Genomic DNA, 16,747 nt, shown 5'->3' with positions numbered 1-16,747 from the left:
AGCCAAAGCTTAAAAATCAATTTTTCAATATTAATCAGAGTTCACCATGTTCAAAAAACTCACACTCCCCTTATTACTTGCTGGCCTGTTCAGCGCCAACCTGGCTCATGCTGGTATCGACATCATCGCCAAAGGTTATTTCGATGCCAACACCAGTGACCTTTCTGGATTAAACAACACACTGGAAAATGGTGTAGCTGCCAACTTATTGGGTGGCCTGGGTTCAGGACTGGCCTACGCGGGTGGCAATACCTTTATCGCCACGCCGGATCGTGGCCCTAATGCAGTCAGCTATAACTCTGCCATTGACGACACGGCATCTTTTATTGATCGCTTCCAGACACTGCAACTCAATATCCCTGATGTGATCAGCCTGTCAGCCGGATCCATTTATAACTTTGCACCGACGCTGAGCAATACCACGCTGCTGTATTCCAGCACACCATTGAATTACGGTACTGGTGCAGGTTTAGGTGTTGGTTCGGGTGCACCGGCACAAAATACCGCCAATAAAAACTACTTTACCGGTCGTTCAGACAACTATCTGCCTGGCAACTCCACCAACATCAACAACGCCCGCTTTGACCCGGAAGGCGTACGTGTTTCCAATGATGGCAAAAGCATTTTTGTGACCGATGAATATGGTCCCTATGTGTATCAATTCAATCGCAGCACCGGCGAACGCATCAAGACTTTTACTCTGCCTAATTATTATGGTGTCAACAATCAGAGTCCTGTCAGCGGCACTGAAATCAGCGGCAATACACAAGGCCGGGTTGCTAATAAAGGCATGGAAGGCCTGGCCATTACACCAGATGGCACCAAACTGATCGGCATGATGCAAAGCCCTCTGATTCAGGATGGTGGCACCAACGGCACCAATACCCGCATTGTCGTGATTGACATTGCCACTGGCGTGACCAAGGAAATTCCTTACAAATTGGAAAACAAGAAAAACACCATCAGCGAAGTCGTCGCGATCAATGACCATCAGTTTTTGGTGGATGAACGTGATGGTGGTGCCAACACCTTCAAAAAACTCTATACCATTGATATCAATCAGGCAGGTGTCAGCAATGTCACTGGCCAGACCACGCTGGGTACTGTGACCACGCCAACCAAGACGTTGGTACTTGATCTGCTCGCCAAAAATGCCGATGGCACCAGCAAGTATGGTCTCTGGCAAGGTACCGATGCCGCCGACCCCGTGAATGGCCTGCCTTCAAAAATTGAAGGTCTGGCTTTTGGCAAGGATGTCATGGTCAATGGTGTGCGCAAACACACCCTGATCATTACCAATGACAACGACTTTATCAATGACAACACCAAACCTGTCAACAAGAACTACTTTTACGTGTTTGGCATTGATGGCACCACCACGACACTGGTAGGTGACAGCGGCTTTACTGCCACTTACACACCACAGGATATTGCTGCCGTCCCCCTGCCCGCCAGCGCCTTGCTGATGAGTGGCGGTCTGCTGGGCTTGATGGGTCTGCGTCGCCGCAAAGCCTGATTCAATAAAGTCGTATTCTCCTGTTTTGATTTAACCCGGCTCAGGCCGGGTTTTTTTATGCATGCTCAGACAGAACCCACCAATAGGTTAGCCAACATGACATATTCATCTACCGGTACATCTTCGGCACGGCGCGTCAGATCAAACTGGAGCGCGGCAAAGTCAATCCGCTCTGCATAAGCTGCCAAGGTGTTGCGCAACATTTTGCGACGCTGGGAAAAAGCGGCTGCGACGACTTCGGCAAATAGGGCCTGATTTTTGACCTTGAGCTGGTTGAGCGGCTTGGGCAACATCCGCACCACGGCTGAATCCACCTTGGGTGGCGGATCAAAAGAATCCGGCGGCACGTCGAGCAGACTGTCCATATCGTAACGAACCTGCAGCATCACCGACAAGCGGCTGTATTCCTTGTTACCTGGCTCGGCAACCATGCGCTCGACCACTTCTCTTTGCAGCATGAAGTGCTGGTCTTCCACCAAATGCGCAAAGCTGGCCAGATGAAACAACAAGGGGCTGGAGATGTTGTAGGGCAGGTTACCTACAATGCGCAATGGTTTGTCGGCCTCTTTCAATGAGCCAAAATCAAACTTGAGCGCATCGGACTCATGCACGCTGAGCTTGGCCTGTTTTCTTAGACGGGCAACCAGATCACGATCCAGTTCCACCACATGCAGATGTTCAATCCGGTCAAGCAGAGGAAAGGTCAAAGCGCCCAGACCAGGGCCGATCTCGACCAGAATTTGACTGGGTCTGGGATCAACCGCGTTGATGATGTCATGAATGACCTGCTGATTGATCAGAAAATTCTGACCAAAACGTTTACGTGGAATATGTTTCATAGCGTGGCTTCAAGCTGCCTTCATAACAAAGAACGTGGTTTTTAAATAATATTGGTTTGATTGAACCGCCAAGAAAAGACCAAAAGCATTCACCACAAAGAGCACGAAGAAGAACTTCAAATCAGTCAACGTGCTGACCCTGCAGTCTGGGACAGAACGTGAATAAAGAAAGATGTGCTGGCCTCGTGTTTAAACAGCGCTACTCAAGCAAGTTTTTTCTTCGTGCTCTTTGTGTCTTTGTGGTTGAAAAGGTTTTGATCTTTTCTTAGCACCCTTGGTGTCTTGGCGGTTCAATCAATATTTCTTTCGATTTCTGGCCATCAGCGCAGCCGTACGAATCGCTTCGATCATGCTGCCGCAATCGGCTTTGCCGGTACCGGCCAGATCCAGCGCGGTGCCATGATCAACTGAGGTACGTACAATCGGCAAACCCAATGTGATGTTAACGCCCTCACCAAAACTGGCATACTTGAGCACGGTCAAACCTTGGTCATGGTACATGGCCAACACACAGTCGGCCTCTTGCAAGTACTTGGGCTGAAACAAGGTATCGGCTGGATAAGGCCCGCTGATCTTGCGTCCCATCCCTTGCATGGCATGAATAACCGGGCTGATGACTTCAATTTCTTCACGTCCCAAATAACCCGCCTCCCCCGCATGCGGATTAAGACCGGTGACCAGAATCCGTGGCTCGGCAATACCAAAAGAGCGCTGCAATTCGCCCTGCAGCACATTGAGTGTGGCCGACAGTTGCGAACTGGTAATCGCGGCGGGCACATCCTTGAGTGGTAGATGAGTGGTCACCAATGCCACACGCATGCCACCACCGGCCAGCATCATCACCACCAGCGGTGTACCGGTCTGTTCGGCAAAGTATTCGGTATGACCGGTAAAGGCAATGCCCGCTTCATTGATGGTGCTCTTTTGCACAGGCGCTGTAATCACCGCATCATACTCATTCATACGCGCTCCCCGAATCGCCCTGTCAAGCATGGCCAGCACAGCCTTGCCATTACGGGCATCCAGCTTGCCGATCACCGCGGGTACAGTCAATGGCACCGGTTCTATGCGCACCAGGGTGCGCCAAATGGGGTTTAGCCCAAGCTGGCTGGAACGGGTTTCAAACAGATTGGCATCACCAATCAGCACAAACCGCCAATCCATTGCAGCGGCTTCTTCGCGCAAGGCCATAACAGCCTGCAAGCTAATGTCTGGGCCAATACCCGCAGGCTCGCCGGAGGTGATGGCCAAAGTCAATGTTTCAGAATTCAATATTTTTCCAGCTGGTTATGTGGCTCAAGAATTTGCATCATGCTAATGAGTGACTTGAGCAAAACGGTCAGAGCGAATTATCGCCGATTGTGGCAACGCGCGTTGTGCGCCGGGTCAATTATCCCAGCCATGTACTCTGCCAATATCGCGCCGATTGCGCTTCGTGGGACGACCAGCCACATCGGCCGCTGGCTCAGTAAAGAGCTTCTTGCGCTCGGCAGCAGCAGCACGCGCCAGTTTGCTGGCCTCGGTTTCGGCATACAAGGTTTGCGCAATGGGTGCCGAGGCACGCACTTCCGACAACAACAACACCTCAACCACCCAGGTGGTGTCCTGAATGGTGATACACAATTCATCACCCACACGCACTTCCTTGGCCGGCTTGACCCTGCCATCGTTAAGCAGCACCCGCCCTTTTTCCACGGCTTGCGCCGCCAGGGAGCGCGTCTTGAAAAAACGCGTGGCATGCAGATATTTATCAATTCGCGCCAATCGACTACTCCTGAAGCAATGAGCAATACAAGATACTAACCCCATGTATTTTAAACTCATCAAGCAATACCTACCTAAGCAAGTAATAATTGACTATACACCCCGATGGTATGAGAAAGATGACACCAGATAGTCGTGATAAACCCGATATACCCAATGTTAACGAAATTAAAATAATGTAATCGTGACGTAAATATTGCACAGCACAATGATTAACAATTCTGTACTACATCGCAGATAGAATCACTAGTCAGTCTCTTATTGTTCAGTATTTTCAATTTATTCAGCACATGCAGCATTTCGTCATCACCAGACTCCAGCACCTTGTCTTTGCACTATTCACGGTTTTTATCTGCACCAAAGCACTGGCAGACGATTATTTGACTCATCCCTGGAACACCCCCCTCTTTTCTTTTGAAAAGAGCGCACGTTTTACCAACATCAAAAATGGTGACGTCATTGAAACACCCTACCTCATCAAATTTGGTCTGACAGGTATTGGCATTGCCGCCATCGACAAACCCCTGGCACAGACTGGCCATCATCATTTACTGATTGACCGCCCTCTGCCTTCAGACTTCAGACAACCCTTGCCTTTTAATGATCAATATATCCACTTTGGCAAGGGACAGATGGAAACCGTGATTAACCTGCCACCTGGAGAACATACCATTCGCCTGGTTTTTGCCGACCATCGCCATATCCCCAATTTTGTCTATAGCGCGCCCGTCAAGATTACAGTCAGCCAGCAAAACAAGCAGCTTGACCCACAAAGCCTGCTACAGAAAAAAGTTGAAATACTCGAACCAGTCAATGGCAGCAAATTAAGTGCTCCTTTTCGAATCAGCATGCACGCTTCAGGTTGGAAAATTTCACACGAGGCAATCAACAACCCGGAAACCGGTCACTTTCAGTTAATCATCACACCTCGCAATGGCAAAGAACAGGTGCTCGATTTCCATGATGGCCGCACTGAAGTTTGGCTAACCCCACCACCGGGAGAGTATGTGGCGGTAGTCAATCTAATCAGTAATCAAAACGGCAGTGTATTGGCAAGCTCTATAAAGAGCAGCTTCACTATTACAGCCAGATAAGCTTTTAATTAGGCAAGGGGAAAACATGATCAAAGTACTGACGATCTACCTACATTTAATTGCCACTTGTGCAGCAATTGGCGGCATATTGATTTCTGACTCAAGGCTCGCCAAACATTTTTTCCAGACATCCACTGATCGGCGCAAGATCAACTTAAAACTGGAAATTAAAATTATCACTACCGCGCTGGCAGTTTTGTGGGCGACAGGTATTTTATTGATCGCCCTCAATCTATCCGAAAATCCCAACTATCTTTCCAATCCCAAGCTGCAGGTCAAGATCAGTCTGGTCATACTGCTGACGCTAAACGGTCTGGTTCTGCATTTCATTTCCCTGCCCAATCTCAGCAAGGGCATCGCCAAGACCAGTTTGCTGAAAATGACTTTACCCGCCTCGCTTTCCAACACGACCTGGCTGTATTGCGCCTTTCTGGGTGTTGCACGACCATGGAATTTCGCCAAGCCAATCGAATATGTGGGCGGTATCTGGCTGGCATGTTGGGTGACCGTCTTTCTCATCATGTCCCTTGCGGTCAGATTTGCCAAAAGCAAAAATACGACTGCGGGTTATGGAACAGAAGTCCGATTCTTCAATAGCTGAGTGCGGCAGCTCACCGCCACAATCAGATCAACTCAATCATCTTTATCATTTAAGGCACTGCTTGACTGCTGCTTAACCACTATTTAGCTTGTCTTAACCCTGCTCGCAATACCCCACCGACCCAGATGACTTCACTTCAATCTGGGCACATTACGGACACGACAACGCCGTCAATTATTCATTGTCATGTTTCGCATCAAGCACTGTCATCAATGATTGGCAAGTCTTTTCAAACTGGCCCAGCCAAATCAATTTATCATCGCACTATTGCCAACACTCACTGTTGACTCATGAGCAACCACAATCATGCCAAATACGAACAACGCATGCACAAGGTGCTGACTCACTACTTGCTGGCCCCCGCCGCCAGCGCTCTGGCCCGGCTTTGAGCTAACTGTTCGGTATCCACCGCTTGCGAGGTTGGCCAGCCCAGCAAATGCTGTTCGGCAATATCGGCCAGACCACTGATCCAGTCTTGACTGTCATTGAGACAAGGGATGTAGTGGTACTGGCCACCACCGGCATGTTGAAAAATTGCTTTACCCTCAATCGCAATTTCTTCCAGCGTTTCCAGACAATCTGCCGGAAAGCCCGGGCAAAACACATCCAGGCGCGGCGTCTTGGCCTTACCCAATTGCGCGAGCGTGTTGACCATATACGGTTGCAACCACTCAGCCTTGCCAAAGCGCGATTGAAAGGCAATTTGATATTGCGTCTTGTCGAGCCCCAGTGCTTCTGCCAGCAAACGACCGGTTTTTAAACACTCGCAATGATAGGGATCACCCAACAACAAGGTACGCTTGGGTGTGCCATGAAAACTGAACACAATCCGTTCGCCCGCCATGAAGTTGGGCTTGCCATTGCGCGCCCAGTAACCGGCCACTTGCGCAGCCAGCGCCTTGATGTAGGCAGGGTGATCATGATAGTGCTTGATCAGGCGCAGCTCCGGCTGATTGCGCCAACCCTTGAGTGCATCAAACAAAGCGTCCTGACTCGATGCCGTGGTGGTGGCCGAATATTGCGGATACAAGGGTACCATCAGAATCCGCTCCACATTGGCCGGCTTGAGTTCCTGCAAAACAGCGTCAATGCCGGGGTTACCGTAACGCATGGCATAACGTACTTGCAAATGATGGCCACGTTCGCCCAGCAAGCCTTGCAGCAGCTTGGCCTGTTTTTCGGTAAACACTTTCAAGGGCGAACCATCCTTGCTCCAGATGGTGGCGTACTTGGCCGCCGACTTGCCCGAACGAAACGGCAAAATAATGCCATTCAGAATCAGCCACCACACTGCCTTGGGAATCTCGACCACGCGCGGGTCTGACAAAAACTGGCGCAAATAAGGTCGCACTGCCGCCGCTGTCGGCGCATCGGGCGTACCCAGATTCACCAGCAAAATCATCGTTTGAGGTGCCGTACCGTGTTGGTAGTTGGAAGTCATGTCAAGGTGAAAGAGATAAAGACAAAGCGCATTTTATGAGGCTTTTGCGATGCGGGTTTAAAAGGGGTAAAGAACTGCAGAAAGTTTCACCGCCAAGACGTCAAGCGCAGTAAAAAGGCAAAACCTTTTCACCACAAAGACACCAAGATGCACAAAGTTAAAGCCTATCAAAACTGCGCTGTTTGGGCACGGGGACAGAGTATTACTCTGTCCCCAGACTCCGCTGAAGCAGCACCACTCAAATCGGGTTGCCTTTGCGATCTTGGTACTAACTTAGTGTCTTTGTAGCGAAAAGGTTTTCCCTTTCCTTCACGTCTTGTGCTTCGTCCGTTTTAGCTTGCCTTGATGGCTCAGAGATCACAGCTGATTCAGCGCATTGGTCAGCATTTTGGCGGTGATATCCACAATTGGGATCACACGTTCGTAGGCCATGCGGGTGGGGCCGATGACGCCGAGCGTGCCGACGATCTGGCCGTTGACTTCGTAGGGCGCAGTAACAATCGACAGCTCGTCGAGCGGTACGAGTTGTGATTCGCCACCAATAAAAATCTGCACACCTTCAGCGCGGTTGGAAATATCCAGCAGTTGCAGCAGACTGGTTTTCTGTTCAAACAGACCAAACAGTTTTCTGAGCTGGCCCATATTGGCCGACAGATCTTCCACATCGAGCAACCTTGCCTCGCCCGAAATCACCACGTCTTCCTGACTATTGCTGAGGGCATCATCACCCGCATTCACCGCAGCTTGCATGAGTACGCTCATATCCACCTGCAACTCTTTGAGCTCACCACGCAGGCGCGTGCGCACCTGATCAAAACTCAAACCCATGAAGTGGGCATTGAGGTAATTGGCAGCTTCAATCAACTGGGTGGAGGTGTAATCCTTTTCGGTCAGAATGATGCGGTTTTGCACATCGCCAGCCGGCGTGACAATGATCAGCAAAATCCGCTTGTCCGACAACTTCATGAATTCAATTTGCTTGAAGGTGTTGCTACGCCTTGGTGTGGCCACCACCCCGGCAAACTGGCTTAGGTTGGATAAAACCTGCGCGGCAGCGGCAATCACCCGTTGTGGCTCGGGGCTTTGCAACTGGTCCTGCACGGTATGGGTGATGGCCTCGGTCTGCTCCAGCGGTTGCACGGTGAGCATCGAATCAACAAACAGACGATAGCCGCGTGGTGTGGGAATCCGTCCTGCCGAAGTATGTGGACTGGACACAAAACCCATTTCTTCCAGATCGGCCATCACATTGCGAATGGTCGCTGGCGAAAGTTCCAGCCCCGACAATTTGGACAATGCCCGCGAGCCAACGGGTTGTCCATCGGCGATATATCGCTCAATCAGTGTTTTTAAAAGTCTTTGGGCTCGTTCATCCATCATGTTGGGCATTTTACGCCAGCTCGCTGGCTTGGGTGGTAATCGGCTTGTACTGCGACAGCTTTGGACAAGGCAAGCGCTATGACAAACCCGACCATGGGTAATACCCGATGCATTTGTCGTGCCGAAAACCATTGTTGCAGTGCATTCCATGTTTTAATTGCGAAAAAATAATGGCATCAACCAGTCACCCCGTATCACTGCATGAGCACCACGCCCCATACTCCGTTTTTTCGCACCATCGCCATTGTCGGCAAACACCAGACGGCTGGCATTGACAAGCCACTGCTATCGATTGCCAATTTTGCCGCCAAACAAGGCTTTAAAGTGGTTTTTGAAGCCGACACCGCCAAAATCATCGGCATCAAGCATTTTCCCTCCTGGACTGTCACCCAGATTGGCCATGGTGCCGATGTCGCCATTGTGGTCGGCGGTGATGGCACCATGCTGGGGATTGGTCGCCAACTGGCGCAATACAACATCCCGTTGATTGGCATTAACCAGGGGCGCATCGGCTTTCTGACGGACATCACGCTGGATGATACCTTTGAGCTGCTCGGCCAAATGTTGTCAGGTCAGTGTGAATATGAAGAACGTACCATGCTGGCCGGTGAAGTGGTGCGCATGCAGGAGGGCCAGCCCTCCAGTGTCTTTAGTGCCTCGGCTCTTAATGATGTGGTGGTGTCACGCAGCAGCACCAGCGGCATGGTCGAGCTCAAGGTCGAGGTGAATGGCCGCTTCATGTACAACCAGCGCTCCGATGGCCTGATTGTGGCCTCGCCCACCGGCTCCACCGCCTATGCACTGTCGGCCAATGGCCCCATCATGCATCCTTGCCTGCAAGGTATTGTGCTGGCGCCGATTGCGCCACATTCCTTGTCAAACCGGCCAATTGTGCTGCCCGACGATTGCGAGATCGTGATCGAAATTCAAAATGGCTTTGATGTCACCGCCAACTTTGATATGCAGTCCTTTACTTCGCTGTCGCGGCATGATCGCGTGCACATCCGGCGCTCATCGCATACCGTGACCTTCCTGCATCCGGTTGGTTACAGCTACTTTGCCACCCTGCGCAAAAAACTGCATTGGCACGAGTTCCCCAGCGACGAATAAACTGTCGCGTGATTGGGCTACACTGGTGGCTATGGTGTCTGCACGACGTCAAACCTCGACGCATGCCGGCACTGCCTGATACCCCAATTCCGCACTGCTTATTTATTCATTGTTTACTTGTTGCCAAATCGTCGCTTAATCGTCATCTACCCATGCTCACTCATTTAACCCTGCGTGACTTTGTCATTGTTGATCTGCTCGACCTGCCCCTGGCCGGCGGCTTTACCGTCTTGTCCGGTGAAACCGGTGCTGGTAAATCCATTCTGATTGATGCCCTCGCCCTGGTACTTGGTGGCCGTGGTGATGCCAGCGTGATTCGTGAAGGCGCGAGTCGCACCGAAATCACCGCCGAGTTTGTTTTGTCAGTGGCGCAACATCGCGCCCTGCACGATTGGCTGCAAGCACAGGATTATTTGGGCGATCATGCAGTGGAAGACACAATTTATGACTTATCGGTGCTGCTCAAACGCTCCATCGACAGCCATGGTCGCTCCCGTTCCTTCATCAATGGCAGTGCCGCCACACTCACGCAACTGCGTGAAGTGGGCGAATTCCTGGTCGACATCCATGGTCAGCATGCGCATCAGAGCCTGATGAAAACCGATGCGCAACGCAGCTTGCTGGATGTCCATGCCGGTTTGGCGCAACAGCTTGAGACCGTCGCCCAAGCCCATCGGCAATGGAAGGCCGCGCAAAAACTCTGTGTGCAAGCCGAGCGCGAAGCCGCCACGCTGGCGCTGGAAAAAGATCGGGTGGACTGGCAACTCGGCGAGCTCGATAAACTCGCACCGCAAGCTGATGAATGGCAGCAGGTGCAAACCGAACATCAGCGCCTGTCACACGCGGCCAGCCTGCTCAGTGGCGCGCAAGCCGCCCTGGCTGTCTTGTCAGATGATGAACCTAATATGCTGAGCCAGCTTGATCATCTCATCAGCCAGCTGGCCCCCCTGACCAATATTGACCCGGCCTTGCAAGACGTGATGGCTGCACTCGAGCCAGCGCAAATTCAATTGCAGGAAGCCAGCTACTCGCTGTCATCGTATTTATCCAAAACCGAACTTGACCCTGAACGTCTAGCCGAAGTCGACAGCCGCATGAGCGCCTTGCACAGCGCCGCACGGAAGTTTCGTGTGGCACCCGAAGACCTCCCGCAAGAATGGCAAAACCTGCAGCAACGCAGCGCCGAACTGGCTGCTGCAAGCAACCCAGATGCCCTGCAAGCCGCCGCCAAAGCCGCTCACGAGCAATACCTCAGCGTGGCCAAGGTGTTGAGCAAACAACGTCAGCAAGCCGCCAAAACATTGGCCAAAGCCGTCACCAGCGCCATGCAGGATCTAGGCATGACCGGTGGCCGTTTTGACATTGCCCTGCACGACATTCCCGCCGCCGAAGGCAATGTCTATGGTCTTGAGCAGGTTGAATTCATGGTGGCCGGCCATGCTGGCACCACCCCTCGCCCGCTTGCCAAAGTGGCTTCGGGTGGCGAGCTATCCCGCATCAGCCTGGCCATTGCCGTTATCACCAGCCTGGCCTCGCCCACCCCAACTTTAATTTTTGATGAAGTGGATTCCGGCATCGGTGGCGGCACCGCCGAAGTCGTCGGCAAACTCTTGCGCCAACTCGGCGACGCACGCCAGGTATTGTGCGTAACCCACTCACCCCAAGTCGCCGCCCAAGGCCAACAGCATTACAAGGTGCGCAAACACAGCGCAGGCAGTGGTGCCCAAACCCGCACCCTGAGCCGCATCGACATCCTCGACGATAAAGCACGCATTGATGAAGTTGCCCGCATGCTGGGTGGCGTGGAGATTACGACGACAACACGCAAGCATGCGAAGGAAATGTTGAAAATTTAAATTCATCTAATTTTCCCATGCATCACCTCCATATCACCTTGATCGCTATTCTCCCACTGCTCGTCAGTAACGCCTGGGCGCAAGCCTCGCATTGTCAGGCTGATGAGTTTGAATATTTTTCCTGCCAGCTTAGGCAGAGTAAAAAAGTTGTTTCGCTGTGCGGTAGTGCACCTGTTAAAGACCAGGATGGCGTGACAGTGTTGCCGGATTGGTTACAGTATCGCTTTGGACTGTTGGGTAAGCCTGAGTTGGTATTTCCCAGGCAAAAGGCAGGGTCAACCGCGCAGTTTATTGGTGAATATCATCACCCATATGAAGGCGTTTATTATGGGCTGATGTTTACCAATGCCGGGGTGCCCTATACCTTGATGAAGGTGGATGCGGATAATGTGTTTGTGGGTCTGTATGTGCAGGCAACGCCGGACAAATTCATCAAACTGGCTTGTGAGGCGCATTCTAATGGGTCGACCAGACAGGCCTTTACTGAACTGGTGCTGACGCTGGACCCGGAGCAAACCAAATAAGGTTCACGCTGCACTGGCCGGTGCACTTATCTGTGTGACCACTTAGCATCAATCTCTTGTAATTTTGATTTGATGGATCAATTCGATCCGCCTATGATGATGCTTTGCTTTTTGAAATGATACTGATGACTTCGAGATTGATTCGCCCCACCTTGCTGCAATTTACCTTGATAAGCACTGCCTTACTCTCTACGCTATTTGCCGCGCCAGCCGCCTTTGCCACTCCGGCACAAGATCAGGCCGAGCGCGTGATTACGGCAATGAATATCAAATCCCATTTGATGGCCACGGTGGGGCCCAATACCTCGGCGGCCTGCATAGCGCGGCAATGGCCGGAACAGGCCAAGCGCATCAATGCCGTTCTGGTGGATTCATTCAGCGTGGCCGAACTGGATAGCCTTGCCCAGTTTTTTGAATCGCCCGCAGGCAAAAAATGGAATGCACGCAGTGCAGCACAAAGCAATAACCTCAATAGCAATCATCCGCCGATGATGGTGCCTGACTATGCAGCCGGCGAAGAAAAAACCGTGGATGAATTTTTGGTGTCGCCCTTGGGACAACGTTTTATGCAGGGCGAACATGCCCAGCATATGCGCGATGAGATGATCATCATTGGCATGCAGTTGGGCAAGTCGTGTTCGGTACGGCAAAAGGATTTTTAGGCCCTTTATTCAGGCTGTTTTCAAGCTGTTCATCTAAGACTAGTTTTGCACCATTTTGATAATTCTTGACCAGTATAGCTAAATATTGGCCCAATAAGTGCGTTAATAAATGATCATTTTAAATACCCCAATGGAGTATTTAATCAGATGACATCACCGCATCAATTGCCCATGATGACTTTATGTCACTGCCTGACGAGCAGTCTGATGCAAGGACAGCAGCTCACGGCAGCAAGCTCATAGCAACGGCCATATGACAGCGATCATATGACAACAGTGGCATCTCAGTAGCCAGATCACGGTCACTTCATCACTACGAATATTTTTTCAGCAGGCGCTGAAATTCTTCCTGCTTGAAGGGCTTGGAAAGGTAGTCGTCCATACCAGCGGCCAGACACTTTTCCTGATCACCATCGAGCGCGTTGGCCGTCATGGCGATGATGGTCGTGCGCAGCGTGCCTTGCTGTTCACGATGACGAATCGCGTCGGTCGCGGCCAGTCCATCCATGACCGGCATTTGCAGGTCCATCAAAATCAAATCAAAGTGTTGCGTCAAATGCAGGTCAAGTGCTTCGGCACCATTATTGGCCACGATGATCTGATGTCCCCATTTTTTGAGCAGTGCCAAGGCCAGCTGCTGATTGAGCAAATTGTCTTCCGCCAGCAAAATATGCATGGGCTTGACCGGCTCGTCTGGCAACGGTGCAAGAAAACGCATGGTCTCACCACTCACATGATCGCCATGATGAATCGCACCATATACTGCTTTCAAAACTTCTTCCTGGCAGATAGGCTTGAGCAGATAACGCTTGATGCCCGGCACCAGATATTGCTGGGCCCTGGCTGGCATGCCCGTTGCCGAGAGCATGACTACCGGCACAGCTTGATAGGCCTCAATACCACTCAAGGCCAATGCCGTATGAAAACCATTTTTACCTGCCATGCCTTGGTTCATGACAATGCAGTCCGGCACCTGGCCACCCTGCATGGCGTACTGCAAGACTGCATCAGCGCCAAGCTGAATGAAGGTTTGCGCACCACGCCGGTTCAGCATGGTTTGCAAAATATTAAGCTGGGTGACGTTGTCATCAACCAGCAGCACACAATGGCCTTTCAGGGCATCCTGACGAATCACAGAAGGTGTCGGCTTTGAGGCATGATCAATCTGCAAAGCCAGATCAAACATGAAGGTGCTGCCCTTGCCCACTTCACTTTCCACGGCCAGATTGCCGCCCATCATATTGACGAGTCGACGGGTAATCGACAGTCCCAAACCGGTGCCGCCAAAGCGCCGTGTGGTGGAACCATCTTCCTGTTCAAAGGCCTCAAAGATTTTTTTCTGACTATCCTTGCCAATGCCAATGCCAGTGTCAGTCACCATGATCTTTATGAGCATTTGTTCATGTGCGGCTTCGAGCAGACGCACACGTACCACCACTTCGCCATGTTCGGTAAACTTGATGGCATTGCCCACCAGATTGAGCAGCACCTGACGAATCCGCACCGGATCACCCAGCACAAAGCGTGGCACATCCTGATTCATATCCAATATCAATTCAATATGCTTTTCCTGTGCACGTACCACAATGCTGCGCAAGGTGTCGAGCACCACCTGGGTAAAGTCAAAGGGGATGAACTCCAGTGTCAGCTTGCCAGCTTCAATCTTTGAAAAATCAAGAATGTCATTGATGATCATCAGCAAGGCGTTGGCCGATGACTTCACCACGCCCAAATATTCTCGCTGGCTGACATCCATTTTGGTATCGAGTACCAAATCAGTCATGCCGATGATGCCATTCATCGGCGTACGAATCTCATGACTCATATTGGCAAGAAAATCGCTCTTGGCGCGATTGGCAGATTCGGCGGCTTCCTTGGCTTGCAGCAAAGTATGCTCGGCATTTTTTTGCGCAGTGATATCGGTCCGAATTGCAATATATTCATAAGGTTCGCCCGCATCATCCAAAAACGGCACGATGGTTGCCTCGACCCAGTAGTTGTAACCCTGCTTGTTAATGTTGCAGATTTCACCATGCCAGACCTTACCCGATTTGATGATCTGCCACATATTGGCAAAAAACAGCTCCGGATGCTGACCCGAATTGATCACCTTGTGTCCCTGGCCCAATAGCTCGTCGCGGCTGTAACCGCTGATCTGGCAAAACTTGTCATTGACGTATTTGATCCTGCCTTCGGTATCGGTAATGCTGACGATGGCGTGCTGATCCATTGCAAAACGCTGATTGATCAGATCCAGCCTGCGTGCCTGTTGCAACTTGACCAGCTCGGGCAGCATGGCTGACAGACCTTCCAGATCCTCTTCGGCCGGCATGGCCAGCCCCGAATCGGTGATCATTAATTCAATCGTACTGCGTACCGAATGCAAAACACGATTGCGGCTGGCAATCTCACCACGCATCTGTTCATTGATCGCATTCAATTCGGCCGAGCTTTGCTCCAGACTGCGCGAGCGCAAATCCAGATCACGATCAGACTGCTCGTAAGTGGCATCCACCTTGTTGATCAGATCGGGCAAGCCACGTAAAAAATCAGTCACCGGCTGGGCAATATCATCCCGCTCAGCCAATTCAGCCAGACGCTGCATGAGCGGCGCCAACGCCTCGTCCGAGGTCAAACCGCAAGTGCGTCGTAACTGTCGAAACAGGGTGCGATGAATCATGACACCTCACCAATCCAAGTGATGGTCATGGTCTGGTTATTGAGCTGACAGTTACCCGAAAAGCCCGTGTTGGCAATTTCACCATTGGAATAAAAGCCGCTGACCTTGGTCGACTTGCCCAGTATCTCGGCCACGACTTCCACTTCTTCATCCACTCGGTCTCCCATCACCAGGCGACGCCCGACACAGCTCACCAAAATGGCCAGGCCTTCGCCATCGGTCTTCAAGCCGGCATCATATGCCTGTTGCGCTGCCTGCTCGGCCCCTTCAATCAGTTTTTCGGTGCTGGCATGCATCAGGCGCAAATAGCCTTGTGGATCAATTTCACCAGCCAGGGTGATGGCACCATCGGCTTCGCTCACCGCCATGATGGTACGAAACACGCCGCTTTGCTGCTGCTCGGCACCCAGCATTTCAAACGGGAACAGCAAGCCGGAAGCCGGTAAGTCCTTGGCGTACTCGCCTAAATAGGTCTTGTATAAATCGAGTGCAGGCTGACCGTCCAGTTCATACAAAATATTGCCTTTGGCATGTGTGACCTTGCGCACGGGACCAAATGGCCACCAACCCGCAAAGCTGCCATAACTGAATCGGATATGCTCACCATATAAACCCAGTGCCACGATCTGATCATCCCTGGCACCATTTGGCCCCATGGTCCAGGTCTGCTTGAAGGCACCCGCATCGGCAGCCAGACCGCCTGACAGGGCGACTGTCTTAGCCAGGTTGTCCTGCATCCCGAGCACCAATGCACTGCCATTCACGTTCACGCCCGGGCCAAGCAAAAACACTGCCTTCAGATCATCGGCAGGTAATGCCCTGGCCAGCCGGGCACCGGCATCATAAGAATCATCCATATCCTTGAGGAGGATGCTTTGCAGGACCAATGGGGTGTGATCAAAGCGAATGGCGTTGATGATGCAGGTGTTGTCATAGACGTAAATATCGGCAATTTCACCCGCAGTCGAACAGCCTGTCACAATGGCATTGGGCGCTATCTCACGCAGAGCATTGAATAGCTGATCCGACTCAAAAAATGGTATCGCACCAAACAACAAGATCAAATCCGCTTGAAAAGCCTTCAAAGAGACAAGTTGCGCTTCCAAAGCCTGATTGCGCTTGAGAATAATCTGCCAGGTTTTCATACCGCATCCTTTTGCATAAGTTGCCAACGCCATCCAACGATAGGCGTGACCAAGCCGAGTACGGCTCATTGAATTTCAATATAGCAAGGCAAATGGATACTTAGTCGAATAAATAGGGTCGACTTTGCCGCGCTA

14 protein-coding genes are annotated in these 16,747 nt (G+C 51.4%); 7 read left to right on the top strand and 7 right to left on the bottom strand.

The annotated features are described in order from the left end of the window. The first annotated feature begins 46 nt into the window (after nt 1-46). Entirely contained in the window at nt 47-1,516 is a 1,470-nt protein-coding gene (locus ACMYR3_RS02880) for an esterase-like activity of phytase family protein (protein WP_424194333.1), read from the top strand. Between the two features lie 65 nt (nt 1,517-1,581). On the opposite strand, the gene rsmA is transcribed toward ACMYR3_RS02880, so the two are convergent. The 3 genes from rsmA to ACMYR3_RS02865 form a co-directional block, all read right to left on the bottom strand. Beyond that, nucleotides 1,582-2,355: a 16S rRNA (adenine(1518)-N(6)/adenine(1519)-N(6))-dimethyltransferase RsmA gene (gene rsmA, locus ACMYR3_RS02875; protein ID WP_424194331.1), complete on the bottom strand. Its 774-nt coding sequence runs from the start codon at nt 2,353-2,355 to the stop codon at nt 1,582-1,584. A gap of 294 nt (nt 2,356-2,649) precedes the next feature. Then, a complete protein-coding gene (pdxA, locus tag ACMYR3_RS02870; protein WP_424194329.1) occupies nt 2,650-3,627 on the bottom strand; it encodes a 4-hydroxythreonine-4-phosphate dehydrogenase PdxA in 978 nt (325 codons plus the stop codon). A 114-nt stretch (nt 3,628-3,741) separates the two neighbouring features. After that, on the bottom strand, nt 3,742-4,119 hold the full coding sequence (locus ACMYR3_RS02865; RefSeq protein WP_424194327.1) for an RNA-binding S4 domain-containing protein: 378 nt from the start codon (nt 4,117-4,119) through the stop codon (nt 3,742-3,744). Nucleotides 4,120-4,409: 290 nt separating this feature from the next. On the opposite strand from ACMYR3_RS02865, the gene ACMYR3_RS02860 reads away from it, so the two are divergent. Both ACMYR3_RS02860 and ACMYR3_RS02855 read left to right on the top strand, forming a co-directional pair. Then, nucleotides 4,410-5,213, top strand: a complete 804-nt coding sequence (locus ACMYR3_RS02860) for a DUF4399 domain-containing protein (RefSeq protein WP_424194325.1) — start codon at nt 4,410-4,412, stop codon at nt 5,211-5,213. Nucleotides 5,214-5,238: 25 nt separating this feature from the next. Continuing rightward, nucleotides 5,239-5,814 carry a hypothetical protein gene (locus ACMYR3_RS02855; RefSeq protein WP_424194323.1) on the top strand — a complete coding sequence of 192 codons (576 nt, stop codon included), beginning with the start codon at nt 5,239-5,241 and terminating at the stop codon, nt 5,812-5,814. 346 nt (nt 5,815-6,160) lie between these two features. Here the strand turns inward: ACMYR3_RS02855 and hemH are convergent, their stop codons facing one another. Beyond that, on the bottom strand, nt 6,161-7,255 hold the full coding sequence (gene hemH / locus ACMYR3_RS02850; protein WP_424194321.1) for a ferrochelatase: 1,095 nt from the start codon (nt 7,253-7,255) through the stop codon (nt 6,161-6,163). 357 nt (nt 7,256-7,612) lie between these two features. Then, nucleotides 7,613-8,635: a heat-inducible transcriptional repressor HrcA gene (hrcA, locus tag ACMYR3_RS02845; protein WP_424196334.1), complete on the bottom strand. Its 1,023-nt coding sequence runs from the start codon at nt 8,633-8,635 to the stop codon at nt 7,613-7,615. 201 nt (nt 8,636-8,836) lie between these two features. Between hrcA and ACMYR3_RS02840 the strand changes: the two genes are divergently transcribed. The 4 genes from ACMYR3_RS02840 to ACMYR3_RS02825 all read left to right on the top strand — a co-directional run bounded on the left by ACMYR3_RS02840 (nt 8,837) and on the right by ACMYR3_RS02825 (nt 12,787). After that, nucleotides 8,837-9,745 carry an NAD kinase gene (locus ACMYR3_RS02840; RefSeq protein WP_424194319.1) on the top strand — a complete coding sequence of 303 codons (909 nt, stop codon included), beginning with the start codon at nt 8,837-8,839 and terminating at the stop codon, nt 9,743-9,745. Nucleotides 9,746-9,897: 152 nt separating this feature from the next. Next, on the top strand, nt 9,898-11,601 hold the full coding sequence (gene recN, locus ACMYR3_RS02835) for a DNA repair protein RecN (protein ID WP_424194317.1): 1,704 nt from the start codon (nt 9,898-9,900) through the stop codon (nt 11,599-11,601). A gap of 38 nt (nt 11,602-11,639) precedes the next feature. After that, on the top strand, nt 11,640-12,125 hold the full coding sequence (locus ACMYR3_RS02830; protein WP_424194315.1) for a hypothetical protein: 486 nt from the start codon (nt 11,640-11,642) through the stop codon (nt 12,123-12,125). Nucleotides 12,126-12,250: 125 nt separating this feature from the next. After that, the gene (locus tag ACMYR3_RS02825; RefSeq protein WP_424194313.1) at nt 12,251-12,787 is read left to right on the top strand and encodes a DUF2059 domain-containing protein; all 537 of its coding nucleotides are present in this window, start codon (nt 12,251-12,253) and stop codon (nt 12,785-12,787) included. Between the two features lie 313 nt (nt 12,788-13,100). Here the strand turns inward: ACMYR3_RS02825 and ACMYR3_RS02820 are convergent, their stop codons facing one another. Continuing rightward, the gene (locus ACMYR3_RS02820) at nt 13,101-15,467 is read right to left on the bottom strand and encodes a response regulator (protein ID WP_424194311.1); all 2,367 of its coding nucleotides are present in this window, start codon (nt 15,465-15,467) and stop codon (nt 13,101-13,103) included. Continuing rightward, entirely contained in the window at nt 15,464-16,612 is a 1,149-nt protein-coding gene (locus ACMYR3_RS02815; RefSeq protein WP_424194309.1) for an FIST signal transduction protein, read from the bottom strand. Before ACMYR3_RS02815 ends, ACMYR3_RS02820 begins: the two co-directional genes overlap by 4 nt. Between the last annotated feature and the right edge of the window lie 135 nt (nt 16,613-16,747).

The organism is Ampullimonas aquatilis (genome assembly GCF_049675895.1).
Classification (GTDB): Bacteria; Pseudomonadota; Gammaproteobacteria; order Burkholderiales; family Burkholderiaceae_D; genus Ampullimonas; species Ampullimonas aquatilis.
The sequence above is the reverse complement of the archived record's forward strand: the minus strand, read 5'-3'. Positions and strand labels throughout refer to the sequence as shown.

Bases quoted from the DNA above. Each gene is read 5' to 3' on its own strand.
- hrcA (WP_424196334.1), bottom strand. From the start codon at position 8,635: ATGATGGATGAACGAGCCCAAAGACTTTTAAAAACACTGATTGAGCGA.
- ACMYR3_RS02860 (WP_424194325.1), top strand. From the start codon at position 4,410: ATGCAGCATTTCGTCATCACCAGACTCCAGCACCTTGTCTTTGCACTA.
- ACMYR3_RS02840 (WP_424194319.1), top strand. From the start codon at position 8,837: ATGAGCACCACGCCCCATACTCCGTTTTTTCGCACCATCGCCATTGTC.
- ACMYR3_RS02855 (WP_424194323.1), top strand. From the start codon at position 5,239: ATGATCAAAGTACTGACGATCTACCTACATTTAATTGCCACTTGTGCA.
- ACMYR3_RS02820 (WP_424194311.1), bottom strand. From the start codon at position 15,467: ATGATTCATCGCACCCTGTTTCGACAGTTACGACGCACTTGCGGTTTG.
- hemH (WP_424194321.1), bottom strand. From the start codon at position 7,255: ATGACTTCCAACTACCAACACGGTACGGCACCTCAAACGATGATTTTG.
- ACMYR3_RS02815 (WP_424194309.1), bottom strand. From the start codon at position 16,612: ATGAAAACCTGGCAGATTATTCTCAAGCGCAATCAGGCTTTGGAAGCG.
- recN (WP_424194317.1), top strand. From the start codon at position 9,898: ATGCTCACTCATTTAACCCTGCGTGACTTTGTCATTGTTGATCTGCTC.
- rsmA (WP_424194331.1), bottom strand. From the start codon at position 2,355: ATGAAACATATTCCACGTAAACGTTTTGGTCAGAATTTTCTGATCAAT.
- ACMYR3_RS02880 (WP_424194333.1), top strand. From the start codon at position 47: ATGTTCAAAAAACTCACACTCCCCTTATTACTTGCTGGCCTGTTCAGC.
- ACMYR3_RS02825 (WP_424194313.1), top strand. From the start codon at position 12,251: ATGACTTCGAGATTGATTCGCCCCACCTTGCTGCAATTTACCTTGATA.